At 68.1% G+C, this 21,349-nt stretch carries 21 protein-coding genes; 11 read left to right on the forward strand and 10 right to left on the reverse strand.

The annotated features are described in order from the left end of the window. Positions 1-9: 9 nt before the first annotated feature. From ABB22_RS02655 to ABB22_RS02675, 5 genes are all read left to right on the forward strand, one after another. Positions 10-1,881 carry an ABC transporter ATP-binding protein gene (locus ABB22_RS02655; protein WP_055769279.1) on the forward strand — a complete coding sequence of 624 codons (1,872 nt, stop codon included), beginning with the start codon at positions 10-12 and terminating at the stop codon, positions 1,879-1,881. A gap of 179 nt (positions 1,882-2,060) precedes the next feature. Beyond that, positions 2,061-2,843, forward strand: a complete 783-nt coding sequence (locus ABB22_RS02660; RefSeq protein ID WP_055769280.1) for a ferredoxin--NADP reductase — start codon at positions 2,061-2,063, stop codon at positions 2,841-2,843. 111 nt (positions 2,844-2,954) lie between these two features. After that, complete coding sequence (locus ABB22_RS02665) at positions 2,955-5,366, forward strand: AAA family ATPase (protein WP_055769282.1); 2,412 nt, start codon at positions 2,955-2,957, stop codon at positions 5,364-5,366. A gap of 295 nt (positions 5,367-5,661) precedes the next feature. Beyond that, positions 5,662-5,763, forward strand: a complete 102-nt coding sequence (locus ABB22_RS18695; protein ID WP_235504296.1) for a type II toxin-antitoxin system RelE/ParE family toxin — start codon at positions 5,662-5,664, stop codon at positions 5,761-5,763. Beyond that, entirely contained in the window at positions 5,763-6,053 is a 291-nt protein-coding gene (locus ABB22_RS02675; protein WP_055769284.1) for a HigA family addiction module antitoxin, read from the forward strand. Before ABB22_RS18695 ends, ABB22_RS02675 begins: the two co-directional genes overlap by 1 nt. A gap of 1 nt (position 6,054) precedes the next feature. Here the strand turns inward: ABB22_RS02675 and ABB22_RS02680 are convergent, their stop codons facing one another. Further along, positions 6,055-6,537 (reverse strand): glutathione peroxidase, encoded by a 483-nt coding sequence (locus ABB22_RS02680; protein ID WP_055769287.1) that lies wholly within the window; start codon positions 6,535-6,537, stop codon positions 6,055-6,057. Between the two features lie 154 nt (positions 6,538-6,691). Here ABB22_RS02680 and ABB22_RS02685 point away from each other — a divergent pair, with 154 nt between their 5' ends. Beyond that, a complete protein-coding gene (locus ABB22_RS02685) occupies positions 6,692-8,860 on the forward strand; it encodes a M3 family metallopeptidase (RefSeq protein ID WP_055769289.1) in 2,169 nt (722 codons plus the stop codon). 138 nt (positions 8,861-8,998) lie between these two features. Here ABB22_RS02685 and cfa read toward each other — a convergent pair whose 3' ends face one another. Genes cfa through ABB22_RS02700 form a run of 3 tightly spaced genes read right to left on the reverse strand, consistent with a single transcriptional unit; the run spans position 8,999 to position 11,315 of the window. Continuing rightward, positions 8,999-10,114 (reverse strand): cyclopropane fatty acyl phospholipid synthase, encoded by a 1,116-nt coding sequence (cfa, locus tag ABB22_RS02690; protein ID WP_055769291.1) that lies wholly within the window; start codon positions 10,112-10,114, stop codon positions 8,999-9,001. 16 nt (positions 10,115-10,130) lie between these two features. After that, positions 10,131-10,964: a DUF3298 and DUF4163 domain-containing protein gene (locus tag ABB22_RS02695; protein ID WP_055769292.1), complete on the reverse strand. Its 834-nt coding sequence runs from the start codon at positions 10,962-10,964 to the stop codon at positions 10,131-10,133. A 57-nt stretch (positions 10,965-11,021) separates the two neighbouring features. Continuing rightward, the gene (locus ABB22_RS02700) at positions 11,022-11,315 is read right to left on the reverse strand and encodes a GNAT family N-acetyltransferase (protein ID WP_055769294.1); all 294 of its coding nucleotides are present in this window, start codon (positions 11,313-11,315) and stop codon (positions 11,022-11,024) included. Positions 11,316-11,518: 203 nt separating this feature from the next. On the opposite strand from ABB22_RS02700, the gene ABB22_RS18530 reads away from it, so the two are divergent. After that, on the forward strand, positions 11,519-11,686 hold the full coding sequence (locus ABB22_RS18530; RefSeq protein ID WP_162838906.1) for a hypothetical protein: 168 nt from the start codon (positions 11,519-11,521) through the stop codon (positions 11,684-11,686). Positions 11,687-11,705: 19 nt separating this feature from the next. Here the strand turns inward: ABB22_RS18530 and ABB22_RS02705 are convergent, their stop codons facing one another. Further along, on the reverse strand, positions 11,706-12,326 hold the full coding sequence (locus ABB22_RS02705; RefSeq protein WP_055769296.1) for a rhomboid family intramembrane serine protease: 621 nt from the start codon (positions 12,324-12,326) through the stop codon (positions 11,706-11,708). A 2-nt stretch (positions 12,327-12,328) separates the two neighbouring features. After that, positions 12,329-13,924: a POT-type proton-dependent oligopeptide transporter gene (locus ABB22_RS02710; RefSeq protein ID WP_055769298.1), complete on the reverse strand. Its 1,596-nt coding sequence runs from the start codon at positions 13,922-13,924 to the stop codon at positions 12,329-12,331. A gap of 148 nt (positions 13,925-14,072) precedes the next feature. On the opposite strand from ABB22_RS02710, the gene ABB22_RS02715 reads away from it, so the two are divergent. Beyond that, entirely contained in the window at positions 14,073-14,882 is an 810-nt protein-coding gene (locus tag ABB22_RS02715; RefSeq protein WP_055769299.1) for an endonuclease/exonuclease/phosphatase family protein, read from the forward strand. Positions 14,883-14,973: 91 nt separating this feature from the next. Here ABB22_RS02715 and ABB22_RS02720 read toward each other — a convergent pair whose 3' ends face one another. Beyond that, on the reverse strand, positions 14,974-15,585 hold the full coding sequence (locus ABB22_RS02720; RefSeq protein WP_055769301.1) for a superoxide dismutase: 612 nt from the start codon (positions 15,583-15,585) through the stop codon (positions 14,974-14,976). Positions 15,586-15,832: 247 nt separating this feature from the next. On the opposite strand from ABB22_RS02720, the gene ABB22_RS02725 reads away from it, so the two are divergent. After that, on the forward strand, positions 15,833-16,291 hold the full coding sequence (locus ABB22_RS02725; protein WP_055769303.1) for a guanyl-specific ribonuclease: 459 nt from the start codon (positions 15,833-15,835) through the stop codon (positions 16,289-16,291). Next, positions 16,288-16,734 carry a barstar family protein gene (locus ABB22_RS02730; RefSeq protein ID WP_055769305.1) on the forward strand — a complete coding sequence of 149 codons (447 nt, stop codon included), beginning with the start codon at positions 16,288-16,290 and terminating at the stop codon, positions 16,732-16,734. Before ABB22_RS02725 ends, ABB22_RS02730 begins: the two co-directional genes overlap by 4 nt. Positions 16,735-16,741: 7 nt before the next feature. On the opposite strand, the gene ABB22_RS02735 is transcribed toward ABB22_RS02730, so the two are convergent. The 3 genes from ABB22_RS02735 to ABB22_RS02745 form a co-directional block, all read right to left on the reverse strand. Further along, positions 16,742-17,167: a VOC family protein gene (locus tag ABB22_RS02735; protein ID WP_235504297.1), complete on the reverse strand. Its 426-nt coding sequence runs from the start codon at positions 17,165-17,167 to the stop codon at positions 16,742-16,744. A 176-nt stretch (positions 17,168-17,343) separates the two neighbouring features. Further along, positions 17,344-19,239: an ATP-binding cassette domain-containing protein gene (locus ABB22_RS02740; protein WP_055769310.1), complete on the reverse strand. Its 1,896-nt coding sequence runs from the start codon at positions 19,237-19,239 to the stop codon at positions 17,344-17,346. A 24-nt stretch (positions 19,240-19,263) separates the two neighbouring features. Beyond that, positions 19,264-20,169 carry a LysR family transcriptional regulator gene (locus ABB22_RS02745; protein WP_055769312.1) on the reverse strand — a complete coding sequence of 302 codons (906 nt, stop codon included), beginning with the start codon at positions 20,167-20,169 and terminating at the stop codon, positions 19,264-19,266. Between the two features lie 109 nt (positions 20,170-20,278). Between ABB22_RS02745 and ABB22_RS02750 the strand changes: the two genes are divergently transcribed. Further along, on the forward strand, positions 20,279-21,325 hold the full coding sequence (locus ABB22_RS02750) for a YeiH family protein (protein ID WP_055770307.1): 1,047 nt from the start codon (positions 20,279-20,281) through the stop codon (positions 21,323-21,325). Positions 21,326-21,349 lie beyond the last annotated feature (24 nt).

The raw sequence follows: 21,349 nt of genomic DNA on the forward strand, positions 1-21,349 counted from the left end.
GAGTCCCGCATGCCGCACGCGCCATCGCCCCCCGTTTCCGCCACCGGCAAGCGCCCCAGCTTCCGCGAGCGCATGAACGCCATGCGCAACCTGCCGCCGTTCCTGCGGCAGATATGGCAGACCAGCCCCGCCCTGACCCTGGCCAGCCTGTGCCTGCGCCTGGTGCGTGCGCTGCTGCCGGTGGCGATGCTGTACGTCGGCAAGCTGATCATCGACGAGGCCGTGCGCCTGGCCGGGGCCGGCGCCATGCCGCCGCTGGGCGAGGCATGGGCGAGCGGCCACCTCGATCTGCTGCTGGAGCTGCTGGCGCTGGAACTGGGCATCGCCATCGGCTCGGACCTGCTGGGGCGGGTGGTCAACTACGCCGACACGCTGTTGTCCGAGCTGTTCACCAACGCCACCAGCGTGCGCTTGATGGAGCACGCCGCCGAACTGGACCTGGAGGACTTCGAGGATCCGGAGCTGCAGGACAAGCTCGACCGCGCCCGGCGCCAGACCATGGGCCGCATGAACCTGATGAGCCAGCTGCTCGGACAGGCGCAGGATGCGGTCACCGTGATCAGCTTCGCCGCCGGCCTGGTCGCCTATGCGCCCTGGCTGATCGCCCTGCTGGCGGTGGCGCTGGTGCCGGCCTTCCTCGGCGAGTCGCACTTCAACACGCTGGGCTATTCGCTCAACTACAGCTGGACTCCGGAACGGCGCCAGCTCGACTACCTGCGCCAGGTCGGCGCCAGCGTGGAAACCGCCAAGGAGGTGAAGATCTTCAACCTCCACCGGTTCCTGATCGACCGCTACAAGCTGCTGGCCGAACGGTTCTACCGCGCCAACCGCACGCTGGCGCGCAGGCGTGCGTTCTGGGGCACGCTGCTCGCGGCGCTGGGCACGCTGGGTTATTACACCGCCTATGCCTACATCGCCTGGCGCACGATCCGCGGCGATTTCAGCATCGGCGACCTGACCTTCCTGTCCGGCAGCTTCCTGCGCCTGCGCCAGCTGCTGGAAGGCCTGCTGACCGGCTTCTCGCAGGTCGCCGGGCAGGCCTTGTACCTGGACGACCTGTTCTCCTTCTTCGCCATCGAACCGGAAATCCGTTCGCGCCCGGACGCGCTGCCGGTGCCGCGGCCGATCCGCACCGGCTTCGTGTTCGAGGACGTCGGCTTCCGCTACCCCGACGCCGAGCGCTGGGCCGTGCGCCATCTCGATTTCCAGCTGCGCGCCGGCGAGGTGATCGCCCTGGTCGGCGAGAACGGCGCCGGCAAGACCACCCTGGTCAAACTGCTGGCGCGGCTCTACGACCCGGACGAGGGCCGCATCCTGCTCGACGGCCGCGACCTGCGCGATTACGACCTGGACGACCTGCGCGCCAACATGGGCGTGATCTTCCAGGATTTCGTGCGCTACCACCTGTCGGCCGGCGAGAACATCGGCGTCGGCCAGGTCGAGGCGATGGACGATGCATCGCGCATCCGCGGCGCCGCGCGCCGCGCGCTGGCCGACGAGGTGATCGACGCCCTTCCCGAGGGCTACGCACAGTTGATCGGGCGCCGTTTCAAGAGCGGCGTGGACCTGTCCGGCGGCCAGTGGCAGAAGATCGCCATCGCCCGCGCCTACATGCGCGACGCGCAGGTGATGATCCTCGACGAGCCCACCGCCGCGCTGGACGCACGCGCCGAGTTCGAGGTGTTCCAGCGTTTCAAGGAGCTTTCCGAGCAGCGCACCGCGGTGCTGATCTCGCACCGCTTCTCGTCGGTGCGCATGGCCGACCGCATCCTGGTGCTGGCCGACGGCCGCATCGAGGCCAGCGGCACCCACGAACAGTTGATGGCCGAAGGCGGCCGCTACGCCGAACTTTTCGAGTTGCAGGCGGCCGGCTATCGCTGACCATCCCTGTGCTCGTGGATGAGGGCCTGCCCCGCGTGCGGGCATTCCAGCGAAACGCCATGCGGGCAGGCCCCGCACCTGCAGGAGGAGGTCGCGATGCGCGACAAATCGTCGCATCCCGGCCGGAACGGGCCGGTTTGCTAGAATGCGGGGGTTTATCACACCCCACGAATCCCGGCATGTCTTCCGCTTACGGCACCGAGACGGTGCTTGAAGTCCGTCACTGGACGGACGCCTACTTCAGCTTCTCCACCACCCGCGACAACGGCTTCCGCTTCGAGAACGGCCAGTTCGTGATGATCGGCCTGGAAAACGAGGGCGCCCGCCCGTTGATGCGCGCCTATTCCATCGCCAGCGCCAACTGGGAAGAGCAGCTGCACTTCTTCAGCATCAAGGTGCAGGACGGCCCGCTGACCTCGCGCCTGCAGCACCTGAAGGTGGGCGACACCATTCTGGTCGGCAGGAAGCCCACCGGCACCCTGCTGATCTCCGACCTGCATCCGGGCAGGCACCTGTACCTGCTGGGCACCGGCACCGGCCTGGCGCCGTGGCTGAGCATCGTCAAGGACCCGGAGACCTACGAGCGCTTCGACAAGGTCATCGTCTGCCACGGCGTGCGCTTCGAGCGCGACCTGGCCTACCGCGACTACTTCGAGAAGGAGCTGTTCGAGGACGAGATACTAGGCGACATCGTCCGCGACAAATTGCTGTACTACCCGGCGGTCACCCGCGAACCGTTCCGCAACCAGGGCCGCCTGACCACGCTGATCGAAAGCGGGGAAATGCCCAGGACGCTCGGGCTGCCGGCGTTCGATCCGGCCAACGACCGCTTCATGATCTGCGGCAGCCCGCAGATGCTGGCCGACCTGCGCAGCGTGCTGGACGCGCGCGGTTTCGAGGTCTCGCCGCGCATCGGCTCGCCCGGGCATTACGTGTTCGAGCGCGCATTCGTCGAAAAGTAGAGCCGTAGGGGATTCACCTACAGACGGGCGCCTTTGAAGCGCCATGTCGATCGTTTAACGTACCGGCCGGATCACGAAGATCCGGCCGTTTTCTTTCCAGGAAAAACATTCATGGGTCCAAGTGCTTCACGCAGCAGCTTCATCGACAACCAGCGCACCGTGCTGCTTGAAGAACTGGCCCAGTGCCGGCAACGCCTCGACAGCGCCAAACAGGCGCTTGCCACGGCCTATCCCAATGCCTGCCAGGCGGCGCAGGCCATGCGCCCGGCGTTCGAGCAGGGGCTGGAACAGGCACGCCGCGATGCGATGCAGGCCGCCCGCAAGGGCACGCTGGGAGCGGCGTTGAGCCTGAAGGCGACGCTGGGCACCGGTGGCTTGCGCCTGTTCGCCTGGGCAGCGTTGCTGGGCAGCCTGCTGATGTATGACCGGGTCGGCGGCCTGATCTACCACTTCCGCTACATGCTGCCGTTCCCGCTCGACCTCCTGCTGCTGCCGCTCGCGCTCATACCGCCGGCACTGGTCCTGTATGCCTTCCTGGTCTGGCTGGGCCGGCGCCGGCTGGCGCGGCGCAATGCCGCGCCCATCCTCGCGTCGATCGACGAACTGGGCAGGCGCCAGCTGCAGTTGAACGCCTTCGGCAAGAAGCACGAGGACGGCCGCTCCCATCCCTACCCGGTGGTGCGCGCGCCGGCACCGTCGGCGGATAAGCTCGGCACCAGCTGGCAGCTGTCCGACAAGCGCGACCATTCCAATGCGGCGATGGTCGGCCTGACCACCGACATCCCCGCCGACAAGGACTCGGACATCTTCATCCGCCTGCCCCTCAACGGCCATCCGGGCGGTTTCGTGCGGGTCCGCGCCGAGGTCGACGCGCACCGCGCCACGTGGGAACCGCTGGCCGCCGCGCTGGCGCCGCAGCTGGCGCCGTTCGCCCAGCCCATCATCGAACTGCAGCAACTCAGCGCCCCGTACGAACGCGAACAGCAGATACAGCAGTCGCTGCTCACCCGCCTGGCCTCGCTGGACAAGCTGGAGGCCAACTGGCAGGACGTGGCCATTCCCGAAACAACGCTGGAGCAGGTCATCAAGCTGGTCGACCGCTTCGCCGCCGGCCAGCCGCCGCTGCCCAAGGGCATGCTGCTGTGGGGGCCGCCCGGCACCGGCAAGACCCTGATCGCCCGCAAGCTGGCCCAGCACGTGGACTGCAACTTCGTGGCGGTGACCATCGCCGACCTGAAGGGCGAGCACATCGGCCATACCGGGCCCAAGGTCAAGAAGCTGTGGGAACAGGCGCGCGGCCAGGGCCCGACGATCCTGTTCGTGGACGAATGCGAGAGCGCCTTCGCCCGCCGCGGCAGCCGCGACACCGACAACTTCGGCAACGAGCTGGTGCAGACCTTCATCGCCGAGTGGGACGGCTTCAACCAGGGCGGCGGCAACGTGCTGGTGATCGGCGCGACCAACCGCCGCGAACTGATCGACGATGCGGTGCTGTCGCGCTTCACGGTTTCCATCGAACTGCCGGCGCCGGATGCCGGCGCCCGCGAACGCATCCTTTCGGCCGAGTTCGGCAAGGCCCAGCTGGCGCTGCCCGTGACCGAAGCGCTGGTGCGCGAAACCAGCGGCATGTCCGGGCGCGACCTGTCCACGCTGGTGACCAGCGTGGTCGCCACCCACCCGGCCGGGCGCCCGTCGCTGGAGGACTTCAGCGCCGCCATCGCCCGCCTGCGCGGCAAGAACTCGACCTCGGTGCAGGCGCTGGGCTGGGACGATGTGATCCTGCCGGCATCCACCCGCGCCGAGTTCGAGAGCCTGGGCAAGGAACTGCTGCACGCCGAGGAACTGGCGCGGATGAACATCCCGGTGCCGCGCGGCATCCTGCTCTACGGCCCGCCGGGCACCGGCAAGACCCAGATCGCGCGCGTGCTGGCGAGCCAGTCCGGGCTGTCGTTCATCGCCGCCTCCTCCACCGACGTGAAGGGGCAGTTCATCGGCGACGGCGGCGCACGGGTCAAGCAGCTGTTCGAAAAGGCGCGCGCGCAGGCGCCGTGCATCGTGTTCCTTGATGAGATCGACACCATCGCCCCGCCGCGCGGCAGCGGCAATTCGGACAAACTCAACGCCGAGATCGTCGCCCAGCTGCTGCAGGAGCTGGACGGCATCAGTACCCGCCAGGGGCAGGTCTTCCTGCTGGCCGCCAGCAATCACCCCGACGCCATCGATAGCGCCCTGCTCTCGCGCCTGGAACGCAAGATCCGGATCGGCCTGCCCGACGCCGACGCCCGCGCCGCCATCCTGCGCCTGCAGCTGGCCGGCAAGCCGCTGGATTTCGCGGTCGAGGACGTGCTGGGCGAACTGGCCGCCGCCACCGAAGGCAGGTCCGGCCGCGACCTGCAGTCGCTGGTCACGGCCGCCACCCGCCGCGCCCTGCAGCGGGCGATGGCGCAGGATGGCGACCCGACCCGGGTCAGGCTGCAGCAGCAGGATCTGCTCGAAGAAGCCGGCAACGCGACGCCGGCCTGAAGCGCCATGGCCCGGTGCGCAGGCGCACCGGGCCATCCTCCTGCATCCACACCGGCCAGCCCCATGAGGGAGGCCCAGCATGTTGCGCGACGCGCAACATGCTGTGATCGGATGCATGATCAAGTCGTTCCGGCACAAGGGACTGTGCAGACTCTTTCGAGACAGGAAGCACCGCCGGCGTGCAGGCCGATCGTGCCAAGCGACGGCGCATGCAGTTGGCCGCGCTTGATACCGCGCAGACCATCGAGGACATGGACATTCCGGGTTTCCGCCTGCACCCGCTCTGAAAGGCGGAATGAAAGGGCGCTGGTCCATTGCCGTCAACGGCAACTGGCGCATCACCTTCGAGTTCAAGGACAGCAATGCCTACGTGCTGGACCATGCGGACTACCACTGATGAACATGCACAATCCCCCGCACCCCGGTGAATTCATCACCGGGGTCTACCTCGAACCCAACGACATCAGCGGCCGCGAGCTGGCCAGGAAGCTGGGGGCCGTGGCCTCCACGCTCAGCCGCGTGCTCAACGGCGGCAGCCGGATCAGCCCGGAAATGGCGCTGCGCCTGTCCAAGGCCCTGGGCCGCAGCCCGGAAAGCTGGCTGGCGATGCAGGATGCCCACGAGCTGTGGGTAGCGCGCCAGCATGTCGACCTGAAGAACGTCCGCCGGCTGGAACTGGTGGTCTGATTCAGCCCAGCGCCGCCCGGATATCGTCTTCCAGCGATTCCGGGCGCGCGGTCGGCGCATAACGGGCGATCACCCGCCCGTCGCGGCCGACCAGGAACTTGCTGAAATTCCACTTGATCGCGGCGATCCCGAGCGCGCCGCGCTTCTCGCGCTGCAGCCAGCGCCATAGCGGGTCGGCATCGGCGCCGTTGACCTGCAGCTTGGCCGAGATCGGGAAGCTGACGCCATAGTTGCGGCTGCAGAACGCGCCGATTTCGGCCGCGTCGCCCGGCTCCTGGTGACCAAACTGGTCGCAGGGGCAGCCCAGCACGACCAGTCCACGCGGTCCGAACTCGCGCCACAGCCGTTCCAGCCCCTCGTATTGCGGGGTGAAGCCGCACTTGGAGGCGGTGTTGACGATCAGCAGCGCCTTGCCGGCGAACGCCGCCAACGGCAGCCGCGCGCCATCCAGCGCAGTGAGTTCGAAATCGAAGGCTATGGCCATGGCCGGCTCCCTGAAGCGGGCGTCCAGCCTACGCCATCAGGAGGCCAACGGTTTGCAGCAGACGGCTTTTCGCCGCAACCCTGCCATTCGACACACCCCCCGGCCACTGTCGCCGGGTTAACCTGAGGGTTCAGTATTTTCCGGAGTTTCCGACTTGAACACCCGCCTCGCTCTCGCCCTCGCCGTGTCCCTGGGCGTTGCCCTGCCGGCCTACAGCCTGGCCGCGAATGCCGCCGCCGGCCAGCAGGCCCAGCAGGCCAACCCGTTCTTCGCCGAGAGCCCGCTGCCGCTGCATTACCCGCAGTTCGACAGGATCAAGGACAGCGACTTCGCGCCGGCCTTCGACGCCGGCATGGCGCAGCAGCTCAAGGAAGTGGAGGCGATCGCCAACAATCCGGCCGCCCCGACCTTCGACAACACCCTGATCGCGCTGGAGAAGAGCGGCGCCGTCCTCGACCGCGCCACCACCGTTTTCTTCTCGCTGATCGGCGCCGACACCAACGACGCGCGCAAGAAGCTGCAGGCCGACTATTCGGCCCGCTTCGCCGCCCACAGCGACGCCATCAACCTCAATGGCAAGCTGTTCTCGCGCATCCAGGCGCTCTACGGCAACCGCGCCAAGCTGGGCCTGGACGCCGAAGGCCTGCGCCTGGTCGAGAAGTACCACGACAACTTCGTCCGCGCCGGCGCCAAGCTGTCCGATGCCGACAAGGCCAAGCTCAAGGACATCAACGCCGAACTGGCCAACCTGGGCACGAAGTTCAGCCAGAACGTGCTGGCCGAGGTCAACGCCTCCTACATCGTGGTCGATGACGTGAAGCAGCTGGACGGCCTGTCGGCCGGCCAGATCGCCGCCGCCGCGGAAGCCGCCAAGGCGCGCAAGCTGGACGGCAAGTACGTCATCGCCCTGCTCAACACCACCGGCCAGCCGGCGCTGACCAACCTCACCGACCGCGCGCTGCGCCAGAAGATCCACGAAACTTCGGTCTCGCGCGGCAGCAAGGGCGGCGAGTACGACAACACCGCGCTGGTCTCGCGGATCATGACCCTGCGCGCGCAGAAGGCCGCGCTGATGGGCTTCCCGAACTACGCTGCCTACGGCCTGGGCAACCAGACCGCCAAGACCCCCGAAGCGGTCAACGCCATGCTGGGCCAGCTGGCCCCGGCCGCAGTGGCCAACGCCAGGCGCGAGGCCGCCGACCTGCAGGCCATGATCGACCGCGAGCAGAAGGCCGCCGGCAAGCCGGGCTTCGAGCTGCAGCCGTGGGACTGGGCCTTCTACAGCGAGAAGGTGCGCCAGGCCAAGTACGACTTCGACGAATCGCAGCTCAAGCCGTACTTCGAACTGAAGAACGTGCTGGAGAACGGCGTGTTCTTCGCCGCCGGCAAGGAATACGGCCTGAGCTTCAAGCAGCGCACCGACCTGCCGGTGTACCACGACGACGTCACCGTCTACGACGTGTTCGATGCCGATGGCAGCCAGCTGGCGATCTTCATCTTCGATCCGTATGCGCGCGAGTCCAAGCGGGGTGGCGCGTGGATGAACTCCTACGTGTCGCAGTCGGCGCTGACCGGCAACAAGCCGGTGGTCGCCAACCACCTCAACATCCCCAAGCCGCCGGCCGGCCAGCCGACCCTGCTGACCTGGGACGAGGTCAACACCACGTTCCACGAGTTCGGCCATGCCCTGCACGGCATGTTCTCGAACGTGAAGTACCCCTACTTCTCGGGCACCGCCGTGCCGCGCGACTTCGTCGAGTTCCCCTCGCAGGTCAACGAGATGTGGTCCGACGAGCCGACCATCCTGGCCAACTACGCCAGGCACCACGAGAACGGCTCGGCGATGCCGCAGGCGCTGCTGGACAAGGTGATCGCCGCTTCCAAGTTCAACCAGGGCTTCGCCACCACCGAATACCTGGGCGCGGCGATGCTGGACCAGAACTGGCACCAGATCGGCGTGGACCAGGTCCCCGCGCCGCACGACGTGGTCAAGTTCGAGCATGACGCCCTGGTCAAGGACGGCATCTACTACGCACCGGTGCCTCCGCGTTACCGCACCACTTACTTCAGCCACATCATGGGCGGCTACTCGGCGGGCTATTACGCCTACATCTGGTCCGAAGTGCTCGACGCCAACACCCAGAAGTGGTTCCGCGACCACGGCGGCCTGTCGCGCGCCAATGGCGACCACTTCCGCAAGACCCTGCTGTCGCGCGGCGGCAGCGTCGATGCGATGCAGCTGTTCCGCGACTTCGCCGGCCACGATCCGCAGATCGGGCCGCTGCTGGAGAAGCGTGGCCTGAGCGGCGCCGAAGGCAAGTAAGCCTCCGTATCGCCGCCTGCCTGAAGCCGCCCGGTTCGCCGGGCGGCTTTTTTGTTGCCGCGCCCCATGGCCGTGGCCCTTCGGGCCTCATCCGGACGACGCCGGAACGGTCGCCGGCGCTCTCCCGCCCCGTCCGCACTAGCGTGGCGCGATGTAGCCACCCGCCACGCCGCGCGGCGACAGCACCAGTTGCCAGAGCTGCGCGTGGCGGGTGCGGAAGCTCGCCATCGAGGCGGCCAGGTAGAAACGCCACATGCGCCGGAAACGTTCGTCGTAGCGCGGATCCAGCCGTTCCCAGGCCGCTTCCACGTTGGCCTGCCATGCCTGCAGCGTACGGTCGTAGTCGGTGCCGAAGTTGTGCCAGTCCTCCAGCACGAACAGGCCCTCCATCGCCGCGGTGATCTGCGCGGCCGAGGGCAGCATCGAATTGGGGAAGATGTAACGGGCGATCCATGGGTCGGTGCGGTCGCGGCTGACGTTGCCGCCGATGCTGTGCAGCAGGAACAATCCGTCCTCGCGCAGGCAGCGCCGCGCCACGTCGAAATAGCCGCGGTAGTTCTTGACCCCGACGTGCTCGAACATGCCTACGGACAGGATCGCGTCGAATGGTTCGTCCAGCTCGTGGTAATCCTGCAGGCGGATTTCCACCGGCAGCCCGGCGCACAAGCCACGCGCGAATTCGGCCTGTTCCTGCGAGATGGTGATGCCCACGCCTTCCACGCCGTGGCGTTCGGCGGCGTACTTCAACGCCTCGCCCCAGCCGCAGCCGATGTCCAGCACGCGCATGCCCGGGCGCAGCCCGAGCTTGCGGCAGATCAGGTCGAGCTTGGCTTCCTGCGCGTCGTCCAGGTTGCCGGCCTGGCGCCAGTAGCCGCAGCTGTAGACCAGCCGCTTGCCGAGCATCGCCCGGTACAGGTCGTTGCCAAGGTCGTAATGGCGCCTGCCGACTTCATAACTGCCCTGCCCGGCCTGCAGGTTGAACAGTCTGGCCTTGAGCGCATCCCAGACTTCGCCGCCGCCGTGCACGCGCTCGTCCAGCCGCGCCGCCAGCAGGTGGGTCAGGAAGGCATCGAGCGAACGCACCTGCCACCAGCCATCCATGTAGCTCTCGCCCAGGCCGAGCGAGCCTTCGGCCAGCACCCGCGCATGGAAGCGCGGGTCGAGGATCTCGATGTCCTGCGGGCGCTCACCGCCGGGGGTGATGCCCGCCTCGTGCAGCAGTGCTTCGACACGTCGTTGCAGCCCTGCATCCATCGCTGGCCTCCACGGCTCAAGGGTGTGCGAACAGCTCCCGGTAGTCGGCCGCCACGTATGGCAGCAGCACGGCGGCCGGCACGTCCACGGTCTGCGTTCCGTCCGAATACGGACCGACCTGGTACGGCGGGAAAACGAAACGCAGCGCAGCGATGCGCCCAGCGGCGTCCATCACCGGCTGGAACTGCGCGAAATTGGCGGCCTCCGGCGCCGTGCCCTCGTCGATCATCTTCGACAGGTTGCGCACCTGGGCCTGCTGCTCCTCCGGCGTCATCTCCTCGCCCTGCGCGCGGACCGTCGCCTGCTCCAGCAGCTTGTCGCTGGTGTAGTCGCTGACCGCCTGCCAGCCCTTGGGCGAATCGAGCAGGGACTGCGCGGTCAGCAACTGCGCCTTCTCCGGCAGCCAGACGAAACGCGCCTCCAGCGGCTGGCCATGCGCGCCGCCGGTGTAGCTGCTGCCTTCGGCCGACACCGCCACCACGCGCGGCGTGTCCACGGCCATGTCGAAGGCCAACGACAGTTCATACGGCGCGGTGGGCTTGTCGTTGCCGAGTTCGTCCACCGCCTTGAGCAGTTCGGCCTTGGCATGCTCGGCATAGTCGGACAGGGCCTGGGCCAGGCCGGGGTACTTGTTGGCGGCAGGCGGATAGCCGATGCCCAGCACATAGCGGGCATTGGTCTCGATCACGTCATGCAGTTCCACCGCCGTCGGCGCGGCATCGGCCGGCGCCGCTGCGGCCGGCGCCCCGTCCGTGGCTACCGCCGGCGCCTGCGTGTCGTCCTTCCTGCATCCGGCCATCGCCAGCACGACCAATGCCGCCGCGCAGGCTCCCTGTCCCAACCTTTTCATGTCCTTTCCTTTCTCGATGGATCGCGCGGTTCCACCCGGAACCGCGTCCGGCGCGGATTATCCCAGCAGGTCCGCATATTCTCCATGGCGCTGCATGAAGGCCGACGCATAGCTGCATTCGGGAACCACCTTGAGGCCGCCTGCGCGCGCGTGCGCCAGCGCGGCGCGGGTGAGCAGCGCAGCGATGCCGCGGCCGCCGAGCGCGTCGGGTACGCCGGTGTGGGTGATGACCATCGCGCCGTCGCGCAGCTGGTAGTCGAGTACCGCCTGCTGGCCGTCGACGGCGAGGGTGAAGCGATGCGCGGCCGCGTCGTGCGCGACGGGCGGAAACGCGGAATCGTCGTGGCTCATGGCAGGGCTCCCCGGGCTGGATGCGCCCATTGTGCCGGGGTTGCACGCCGGTGTGACGTGAAAAGCAGGCAGTGTCGCCGCAGGGCGTCACTTTCCGACGCCAACCTGCACACTGCAATGCCTGTCTCCCTTGCTGTCCAAGGGACAGCACACACTGGCATGCGGCTTGCTCCACGGCCCGGACATTTCTTCCTTGCCGCGCCATGCCTGTACCGTTCGACGCTTCGCGCACGCCGCCCTCCGACGACCATGACGCAATCCTGCTGGAAGGGCTGTTCCAGCTTGCCTTCAGCGGCGAAACCCGGGGCTGGGAATTCGAGAAGATCGACGAGGAAGTCCACGCGCGGCTGCTGCAGGCCTATCCGGCCTGAGCGCCCGCCGCGCGCGTCCTCAGCGCCCGAAGCGTGGGTTCATCAGCTGCTCCAGGAACACCTGCATCACCTGCGGTTCCATGAACAGCATGAACATCACGCCGAACGCGGCGCCGGCCAGGTGCGCGCTGTGGTTGACGTTGTCGCCGCCGCGCTTGTCCATCCAGATGCTGTAGCCCACGTAGAACACGCCATAGAGGATGGCCGGGGCCGGGATGAAGAACACGAAGATCAACGACCACGGCGAGATCAGGATGAAGGCGAACAGCACCGCCGACACCGCACCGGATGCCCCCAGGCTCAGGTAATTGGGGTTCTTCTGGTTCTTCAGGTAGCTGGGCAGGATCGAGACCACCAGCGCCGCCAGGTAGAACAGCGGATACGTCCACCAGTTGCCGGTCACGCGCAGCATGATCTGCTCGATCAGCCGCCCGAAGAAGAACAGCGTGACCATGTTGAACAGCAGGTGCGAGAAATCGGCGTGGATGAAGCCGTAGGTCACCAGCCGGTCGTACTGCCGATGCCGGTCGACCGCCGGCGGCCACAGGATCAGCCGGTCGGCCAGCTTGCGGTTGCTGAAGGCCAGCCACGAGACCAGGCTGGTGACGGCGATCAGTAGCAGGGTTATCGGTCCTTGCATGTTCAGGCTGCCCGGTAGTTGTCGACCATCCTGTAGCGACGCGCATACAGGCCGAACGCCAGCGCCGCCACGAAAGCGAAGCCTGCGAAGAAGAACATCAGGAACGCGGCCTCGCTCAGCCCGGTGCCGGCGATGCGCTCGGTCACCGCGCCGTTGCGCACCGCCGCGTTGGACAGCAGCACCCACAGGTTGCCGATGGTGGTGGTCAGGTTCCAGAAACTCATGACCACGCCCTTCATCGACGCCGGGGCCTGGCTGTAGGCGAACTCCAGGCCGGTGGCCGACACCAGCACCTCGCCGAAGGTGAGCAGCGCGTACGGCAGGATCTGCCAGAAGATGGAAAGGGCGTTGCCGCCGTCCATCACCACCTGCAGGCCGCCTACCACTACCCAGGCCAGGCCGCTGAAGGCGATGCCGGCGGTCATGCGCCGCAGCGCGGTCGGCTCGAAGCCGAAGCGGCGCAGCGCCGGGTACAGCACCAGGTTGTTGAAGGGGATCAGGATCATCACCAGCAGCGGATTGATCGCCTGCATCTGCGAGGCGGTGAACCACGTCGGCATCGCCATCTGCTGGCCCTGCAGTACCCAGGTCGAGGCCTTCTGGTCGAACAGCGAGAAGAACGGCGTGGTCAGGGCGAAGATCACCAGCACCTTCAGCACCGAGCGCACGCCTTCCACTGCGGCATCGGGATGCGCGCCGCGGGCGCGCTCCAGCTGCAGCATGGTGCCGCCGCCGATGCCGGCCAGCAGCGCCACCAGCGCCAGGCACAGGTAGATGACCACGCCCAGCCCGCCTTCGCGCAGGCCGGCCAGGGTCATCACCGCCAACGCCAGCGCCCACAGCGCCAGCGCGGCACCTGTCAGCGCCACCAGCAGGCCGGCGTTGCCCTGCCCCGGCGCGCGCGCCAGCAGCGCGGTGCGCACCACATTGGCGAACGAATGCGGGTCCTTCGGCGGCAGCGGCACCAGCACGTAGCGGCGGCGCCCCAGCCAGAACACGAACGTGGCCACGAACATCAGGATGCCGGGAATGCCGAAGGCCCATTGCGGCCCCAGGTTCTTCAGCGCCAGCGGGATCAGCAGCGAGGCGAACAGCGAACCGAAGTTGATGATCCAGTAGAAGGCGTCGAACACGATCTTGGCCAGATGCTTGTTCGACTGGTCGAACTGGTCGCCCATGAACGAAGCCACCAGCGGCTTGATGCCGCCGGCGCCCAGCGCGATCAGGCCCAGGCCGAGGAAGAAGCCCTGGCGGCTGCCCTCGAACAGCGCCAGGCACAGGTGGCCGACGCAGTAGATCAGGCTGAACCACAGGATGGTGCGGTACTTGCCGAAGAAACGGTCGGCCAGCCAGCCGCCGAGCAGCGGGAAGAAATACACGCCGATCATGAAGCTGTGCATGACGTCCTTGGCCTCGCCGGCGCGGCCGCTGGCGGTGACCTCCTGCAGCAGCAGCGAGGTGATCAGGAACTGCACCAGGATGTTGCGCATCCCGTAGAAGCTGAAGCGCTCGCAGGCTTCGTTGCCGATGATGTAGGGAATCTGGCGGGGCATGCCGGCCTTGCCGGCGGGCGCTGCTGCCACGTCGTTGCTCGTCATCTGTGAGGCGGTCCTGCGGATGCAAAGGGGGCAAGCGTAACGCAAGCGGCCCTCAGCGCGCCTGCCGCGCGGCGCCGGTGGAGCGCCTGCACGGCTCCTAGACAGGGCCGCACGCTAGCATGGCGGCAGATCCGTACTGGTCGTCGCAATGAAGCACTGGGGCTGTCTGGCGCTGTTCGCCTTGTCCTTCGCCGTGGCCGCGGAGCCGGCCACGCCGGTGCTGCGGATCGCCAGCCTCCGCCTGCCGCAGGACAGCGCGCAGTGGAACCAGCAGCGCGAACGGATCCAGGCCCTGCTGGCGGACCTGCGCGCGGACGTGATCGCGGTGCAGGACGTACAGCAGTCGCCCGACGCGCCCAATCCCGCGTGCTGGCTGGCCACCCGGCTCAGGTACAGCTGCGACTTCATCACCGCCGACCCGCCCAGCCATGCGCAGCGCCGCGGCAGCGCGGTGCTGGCCGGCCTGGACGTGCTGGAAGACGGCATCACCCTGCTGCATGGCCAGGGCCAGCTGACCGCCGCCGGCATGCAGCGCGCGCGGCTGGACCGCAAGGTGGTCAACATCTACATCGCACGCATCGCGCCGGACGGCAACGACGAGGAGGTGCGCGCGCAGCAGGCGGCGGACCTGCTCGCCTGGATCGGCGCGACCGACGCGGACCAGCCGTCGCTGGTCGTGGGCGAGTTCTCCGCGCCCACCGATGAGCTGGTCAGGCAGCTGCCGGGCTTCCAGCCGGCGCGCAGGAACCCTTCCGCACGGCGAACGGCAGCCAGCGGCGCGGCGGACGTCCGCCCGCACGGGCTGGACGTGCTCTACCAGGTGCGCAGTTTCGCCGACGTCGCCCAGCAGACCGTGGAACTGGCCCCGGCCGGGCAGGAACCGGTGCCGCTGGCGCTGGGCGTGATGACGACCCTGCGCCTGATCGGTGGTGTGGCAGCGGATTCCCCCGCCCCCTGAACGACGAAGCCGGGCGTTTCCGCCCGGCTTCGCTTTCAATCTCCTGCCGGCAGGCGCGTCATGCCGCGCCTGCGCGGGCAGCCATCGCCCTTCAGGCCACGGCTTCCTCGTAACGGCGCTCCACTTCCTTCCAGTTGATCAGGCTGTAGAAGGTCTCGATGAACTCGGCGCGGCGGTTCTGGAACTTCAGGTAATAGGCGTGCTCCCACACGTCGATGGTCAGCACCGGGGTGCGGCCTTCCATCAGCGGGCTTTCCTGGTTGCCGGTCTTCTCGACCAGCAGCTTCCTGTCGGCGGTCACGCTCAGCCACGCCCAGCCGGAGCCGAACTGGGTCAGCGCGGCCTTGGTGAAGGCTTCCTTGAACTTGTCGAAGCCGCCGAGCTGCTCGTCGATGGCCTTGCCCAGCGCGCCGCCCGGGGTGCCGCCGGCGTTCGGGCCGATCACGTCCCAGAACAGCGAGTGGTTGCCGTGGCCGCCGCCCTGGTTGCGCACGCCCTGCTGCAGGTTCTCCGGCAGGGTCTTGACCTTGCGCAGCAGCTCGTCGATCGGCAGGTCGGCGTACTCGGTGCCTTCCACCAGCGCATTGAGGTTGTTGACGTAGGTCTGGTGGTGCTTGCCGTGGTGGATCTCCACCGTGGCCGCATCCATGTACGGTTCCAGCGCGTCGGTGGCGTAAGGCAGCTTGGGCAGGGTAAAGGCCATGAGGGATCTCCTTGGGTTTTATGCCTGGGGGCGTTGTTTCGTTGTCCGGCGCCTGCCGGACGGTGCACCGGCAATGGTAGGCAGGAACAGGCAACTTACCAAGGCCGATGTAAAGGAAACTTCGTCCTGTCGTGAGTACAAACGGCCGCCAGGCTGCGAAAACCCACCGATGCGATGGCCCGCGTTCAAGAAAAATCCCGCGCAGACGCGATAATCGGCCTTTCCACGCGACACAGGCCCACGCCCCATGCGCAAACCGCTGCTCCTGCTCACCGCCGCGATCCTGCTGGTGGCCGGCCTGTGGGCCATGCGCGCGCTGCAGCAGCCACCGCCGCCGCAGTTCGCGCCATCGCTGGACGGCCCCGCCGCGCCGACGGTCACCGAGGAGCCGCGCCAGCCAGGCGCGACCGATCCGCTGCCGGCCTTCCTGCCGCCGGAAGCGCACGACACCATCGCGCTGGTCCTGCGCGGCGGCCCGTTCCCGCACCGCCAGGACGGCAGCGTGTTCGGCAACCGCGAGCGGCGCCTGCCGCAACGCCCGCGCGGCTACTACCGCGAGTACACCGTGCGCACGCCGGACGTGGGCCACCGCGGCGCGCGGCGGATCATCACCGGCGGCGACCCGCCCGAGGCCTGGTACTACACCGACGACCATTACGAGACCTTCCGCGGTTTCGAAGTACCGGCCAACGGAGGCGCACGATGAGCGACAGCGGATTCGACATGGGGCTGGAGGATGTCGGCCAGGCCGGCGTCTATGGCGTGAGCCACGGCGACCTCGGCGGACTGGCCGCCGCCGCGCGCGATGCCGGGCTGAAAGTGCTGCGCGTGGACCTGGAGGCCTGCACCGACAAGCGCACCCTGCTGCTGCGCATCGGCACCCAGCTGGATTTCCCGGCGGGCCGCGGCCGCAACTGGGATGCGCTGTCCGATGCGCTGCGCGACCTGTCCTGGCTGCCAGCCAACGGTTACGCGCTGCTGTTCGGCGATGCCGGCGACCTGCGCCAGGGCAGCCGCGGCGATTTCGACACGCTGCTGGACATCCTCGCCGAAGCCGCGGCCAGCTGGGCCGAGGACAATGTGCCGTTCTGGGCGTTCTTCGAACTGCCCGGCGGCGGCGAGGATGCCGCCGACGCAGGCGACGCCTGAACCGGCCTCAGGCAGCCGCTTCCGCCGGCCCCTTGAGCTCGATCACATTGCCGTCCGGATCGGTGAAATACAGCGAAGGCCCGTCGCCCTCCGCGCCGAAGTTGACCTCCGCCGCGCCCAGCGGGGCAAGTCCATCGCGATGCAGGTGCGCGACGATGCCCGTCTCATCGAAGGGTTCGATGCGCAGGCACAGGTGATCGACATTGCGCGCCCCCTGCCCGGGCGCCTCGCCACCGCGCGCCCCCAGGGGGCCATCCACGCTCACCAGATCGATCATCGACGCACCGGCGCGCAGATGGACCAGGCCCAGATCCCCGCGCTGCCGGACCACTTCGCAGCCGAGCACGGCGCCATAGAAGGCGATGCTGCGCCGCAGGTCGCAGACGCGGAAGACCACGTGGTCGATGCGCTGAACCGAGAACGGCGCTTCCATCGCATGCTCCATGAAGAAACCGGGGGAAGCGCGGCCACTGGCCGGCTCTTCCGTGCCCCGATTGTCACACGGCAATCACCGCGCGCTGGCCCGGCGGCAGGAGGACGGCATTCACCAGCGGGCATGCAGGAGCGCACTTCAGTGCGTTCCTGCGGGTTTCCCCATGGCAGCCAGGATCAGCTGTCCAGCTCTTCCCAGCGTGCGTAGGCCGCGTCCAGTTCGGCCTGCACTTTGGACAACTGCTGCGTGTGCGCGGTGACTTCGGCGCTGGAACGGGTATAGAACGCCGGGTCGTTCATCGCGCCGGTCAGGCCTTCCATGTCCCGTTCCAGCTGCTCGATCTTCGCCGGCAGCTGTTCCAGTTCGCGCGCGTCCTTGAAGCTGAGCTTGCGCCTGGCCGGCGCCGCCTCGGCCACGGGCGCGGCCGCCGGCTGCACGGCGGGCACCGCGGTGGCAGACGCCTTGGCCACGGCCATCGCGCTCTGCGCCGGCGCCGGGCGCTGGCGCAGCGAGTCGGTATAGCCGCCGATGTAGTCGCCCACCCTGCCCTCGCCCTCCAGCACCAGGGTCGAGGTGACCACGTTGTCGAGGAAGTCGCGGTCGTGGCTGACCAGCAGCAGGGTGCCGGTGTAGTCGCCCAGCAGCTCTTCCAGCAGCTCCAGGGTCTCCACGTCCAGGTCGTTGGTCGGTTCGTCCATCACCAGCAGGTTGGACGGCTGCGCGAACAGCTTGGCCAGCAGCAGGCGGTTGCGCTCACCGCCGGACAGGCGGGTGATCGGTGCACGCGCGCGCTCCGGGGTGAACAGGAAGTCCTGCAGATAGGCATGCACATGCTTGCGCTTGCCGTTGAGGTCGATGAAGTCCGCGCCTTCGGCCACGTTCTCGATCGCGCTCCAGTCCTCGCGCAGGGTCGCGCGGTACTGGTCGAAATAGGCGATCTGCAGGTTGGTGCCCTGCCGCACTTCGCCGCTGTCCGGCTGCAGCTCGCCCAGCAGCAGCTTGAGCAGGGTGGTCTTGCCGCTGCCGTTGGGGCCGATCAGGCCGATGCGGTCGCCACGCAGGATGGTGGTTTCGAAATCCTTGACCATCACCCGCTCGCCAAAGGCGAAGGAGATGTTCTTGATATCGATGACCTTCTTGCCGGAGTTCTCGGCGCCGGCCGCTTCCAGCCTGACGTTGCCGCCCAGTTCACGGCGCTGGCTGCGCTCGTTGCGCATGGCCTTGAGCCGGCGCACGCGGCCTTCGTCGCGGGTGCGGCGCGCCTTGATGCCCTGCCGGATCCACACTTCCTCCTGCGCCAGCAGCTTGTCGAAACGGGCGTTCTCCTGCGCTTGCGCGTTGAGGCGCTCCTCGCGGCGGCGCTCGTAGTTCTCCCAGTCCCCCGGCCAGCTGGTGACCTGGCCGCGGTCGATCTCGACGATGCGGGTGGCCAGCGCACGCAGAAAGCGACGGTCGTGGGTGACGAACACCACGCAACCGTTCCAGCCCTTGAGGAAGCCTTCCAGCCAGTCGATGGCCTCGATGTCCAGGTGGTTGGTCGGCTCGTCCAGCAGCAGCACGTCCGGGCCGCCCACCAGTGCGCGCGCCAGCAGCACGCGGCGCTTCATGCCGCCGGACAGGCGCCCGAACTCGGCATCGCCATCCAGTTCCAGCTTGGTCAGGGTCTCGGCCACGCGCTGGTCCAGCGCCCAGCCATCGGCGGCATCGATCCTGGCCTGCACCTTGCCCATGGCATCGCCGTCGAACACTTCGGCATGGCTCAGGCGATGGAACTCGGCCAGCCAGTGGCCCAGCTCGCCCAGCCCGTCGGCGACCACGTCGAACACGCTGCCGGCGGCGCCATGCGGCACTTCCTGTTCCAGGCGGGTGACGCGCACGCCCTGCTGGACGCGCACTTCGCCGTCGTCGGGCTTCAACTCGCCGGCCATCAGCTTCATGAGGGTGGATTTGCCGGCGCCATTGCGGCCGATCAGGGCGATGCGCTCGCCAGTCTCGATCGACAGTTCGGCTTTTTCCAGCAACAACGGGCCGCCGACGCTGTAGTCGACGTTCTGCAGGGTGATCAAAGGCATGTGCGTATTGTACGGGAGCCGGGCTCAGGCGTCGGCGAACGTGCCCTCGTCCAGCGCCAGCAGGCGGCGCAGGCTCGGCGGCACCCGCTTGCCCGGGTGCCGTACCACCCACAGTTGCCGGCGCAGCGGTGGCAAGGGCGTGGACAGCTCATGCAGCCGCCCCAGCGCGACCAGGTCGGCCACCGCGTGCCGCGACAGGCAGGCCAGGCCGAGTCCCGCCACCGCCCCCTGCTTGATCGCTTCGGTGCCCCCGAGCTGCAGCACCTCGGCCAGGCCGTGCAGGTGCGGCAGCAGCGCCTGCTCGGCCGCCTCGCGGGTGCCGGAGCCGGGCTCGCGCAGCAGCCAGCAGGCAGCGCGCAGCTGCGCCATGTCCGCTCCCGCTCGCAGCAAGGCCGCCTGCGGGTGGCGGTCGCCGAAAACGATGACCAGTTCGTCCTCGCGCCAGGTCGCCACCTCCAGGCCCGGTTCGTGGCACGGACCCTCGATCAGGCCGATGTCCACCTCCAGCCGCTGTACCGCACTGGCCACCTCACGGGTATTGCCGATCACCAGGTCGACATGGGCCAGGCCATTGCCGTCGCGCAGGTCGGCGATGCGCGCCGGCATCAGGTAGTTGCCGATGGTGGTGCTGGCCCCGACCCGCCAGCGCACCGGCGCGGCGGCTTCATCGCCCAGGCGGAAGCGGCGTTCGATGTCGTCCATGCCTGCCAGCAATGCGCGTGCCTCCGGCAACAGGGCGCGACCGTGGCCGTTCAGCACCAGCCGCCGTCCGATACGGTCGAACAGCGCCAGTCCGAGAAGATTCTCCAGCTCGCTCAGTGCCGCGCTCACCGCCGACTGCGACAGGCCGATGGCTTCGCCCGCGGCCGTGGTCGTTCCCGCCTCGGCGATGGCCGAGAAGATCTGCAACTGGCGCAGGGAAAGATGCATGATTTACCTACTAGATAGATAATTCATACAAATACTATCTGTTTTACGGATTGAATGACGGGGGTCAGGATGGGCCACCTCCTGATAACCGTCCGTCATGAACACCGCCATGCAAGGGCCGGCCCCGGCCCGTCGCTCCCGCTTCCTCCCCGGCCTGCTGCTGACCCTCGCCATCGCCGGCCTGTCCATCTGGCTCGGCACCCTGCCGTGGCTGCAGGCGCACGGCATCAGTGCGCTGACGCTGGCCATCGTGATCGGCATCGCCCTGGGCAACACCGTCTATGGCGCGCTGGCGCCGCGCGCGGCGGCCGGCGTCGGCTTCTCCAAGGCCACGCTGCTGCGCGCCGGCATCATCCTCTACGGCCTGCGCCTGACCCTGCAGGACATCGGACAGGTCGGCGCCACCGGCGTGGTGATCGACGCGCTGGTGCTGTGTTCCACCTTCGCCCTGGCCTGGTGGCTGGGCTGCCGGGTGCTGGGACTGGAACGCAACACCGCCCTGCTGATCGGCGCCGGCAGCTCCATCTGCGGTGCCGCCGCGGTGATGGCCGCCGAACCGGTGGTCAAGGGCCGCGCCGAACAGGTGGCCGTCGCCGTGGCGACCGTGGTCGTGTTCGGCACGCTGGCGATGTTCCTGTACCCGCTGCTCTACCAGTGGGGCGTGGCCGCCGGCTGGATGCCGCTGGACGAGACCGGCTTCGGCGTGTTCACCGGTTCCACCGTGCACGAGGTGGCGCAGGTGGTGGCCGCCGGACGCGCGGTCAGCCAACCGGCCGCCGATGCCGCGGTCATCGCCAAGATGGTGCGGGTGATGATGCTGGCGCCGTTCCTGGTCGGGCTGTCGACGCTGCTGGCGCGCGGTCGCCCTGCCGGCGACGGCCAGCGCTCGAAGATCACCGTGCCGTGGTTCGCCTTCGGCTTCATCGCCATGGTCGGCTTCAACTCGCTGCAGTTGCTGCCCACGCGCCTGGTCGCCACGCTGGTCGACCTGGACACCGTCCTGCTGGCGATGGCGATGGCGGCCCTGGGCCTGACCACGCATGTCTCGGCCCTGCGCCAGGCCGGCGCCAGGCCGATGCTGCTGGCGGTACTGCTGTTCGCCTGGCTGATGGGCGGCGGGATGCTGATCAACCTCGGCGTGCGCGCCCTCCTGTAGGCGCAGCCTCGGTTGCGAAGGGCT

Origin of the sequence: Stenotrophomonas nitritireducens (assembly GCF_001431425.1) — a bacterium.
GTDB lineage: Bacteria > Pseudomonadota > Gammaproteobacteria > Xanthomonadales > Xanthomonadaceae > Stenotrophomonas > Stenotrophomonas nitritireducens.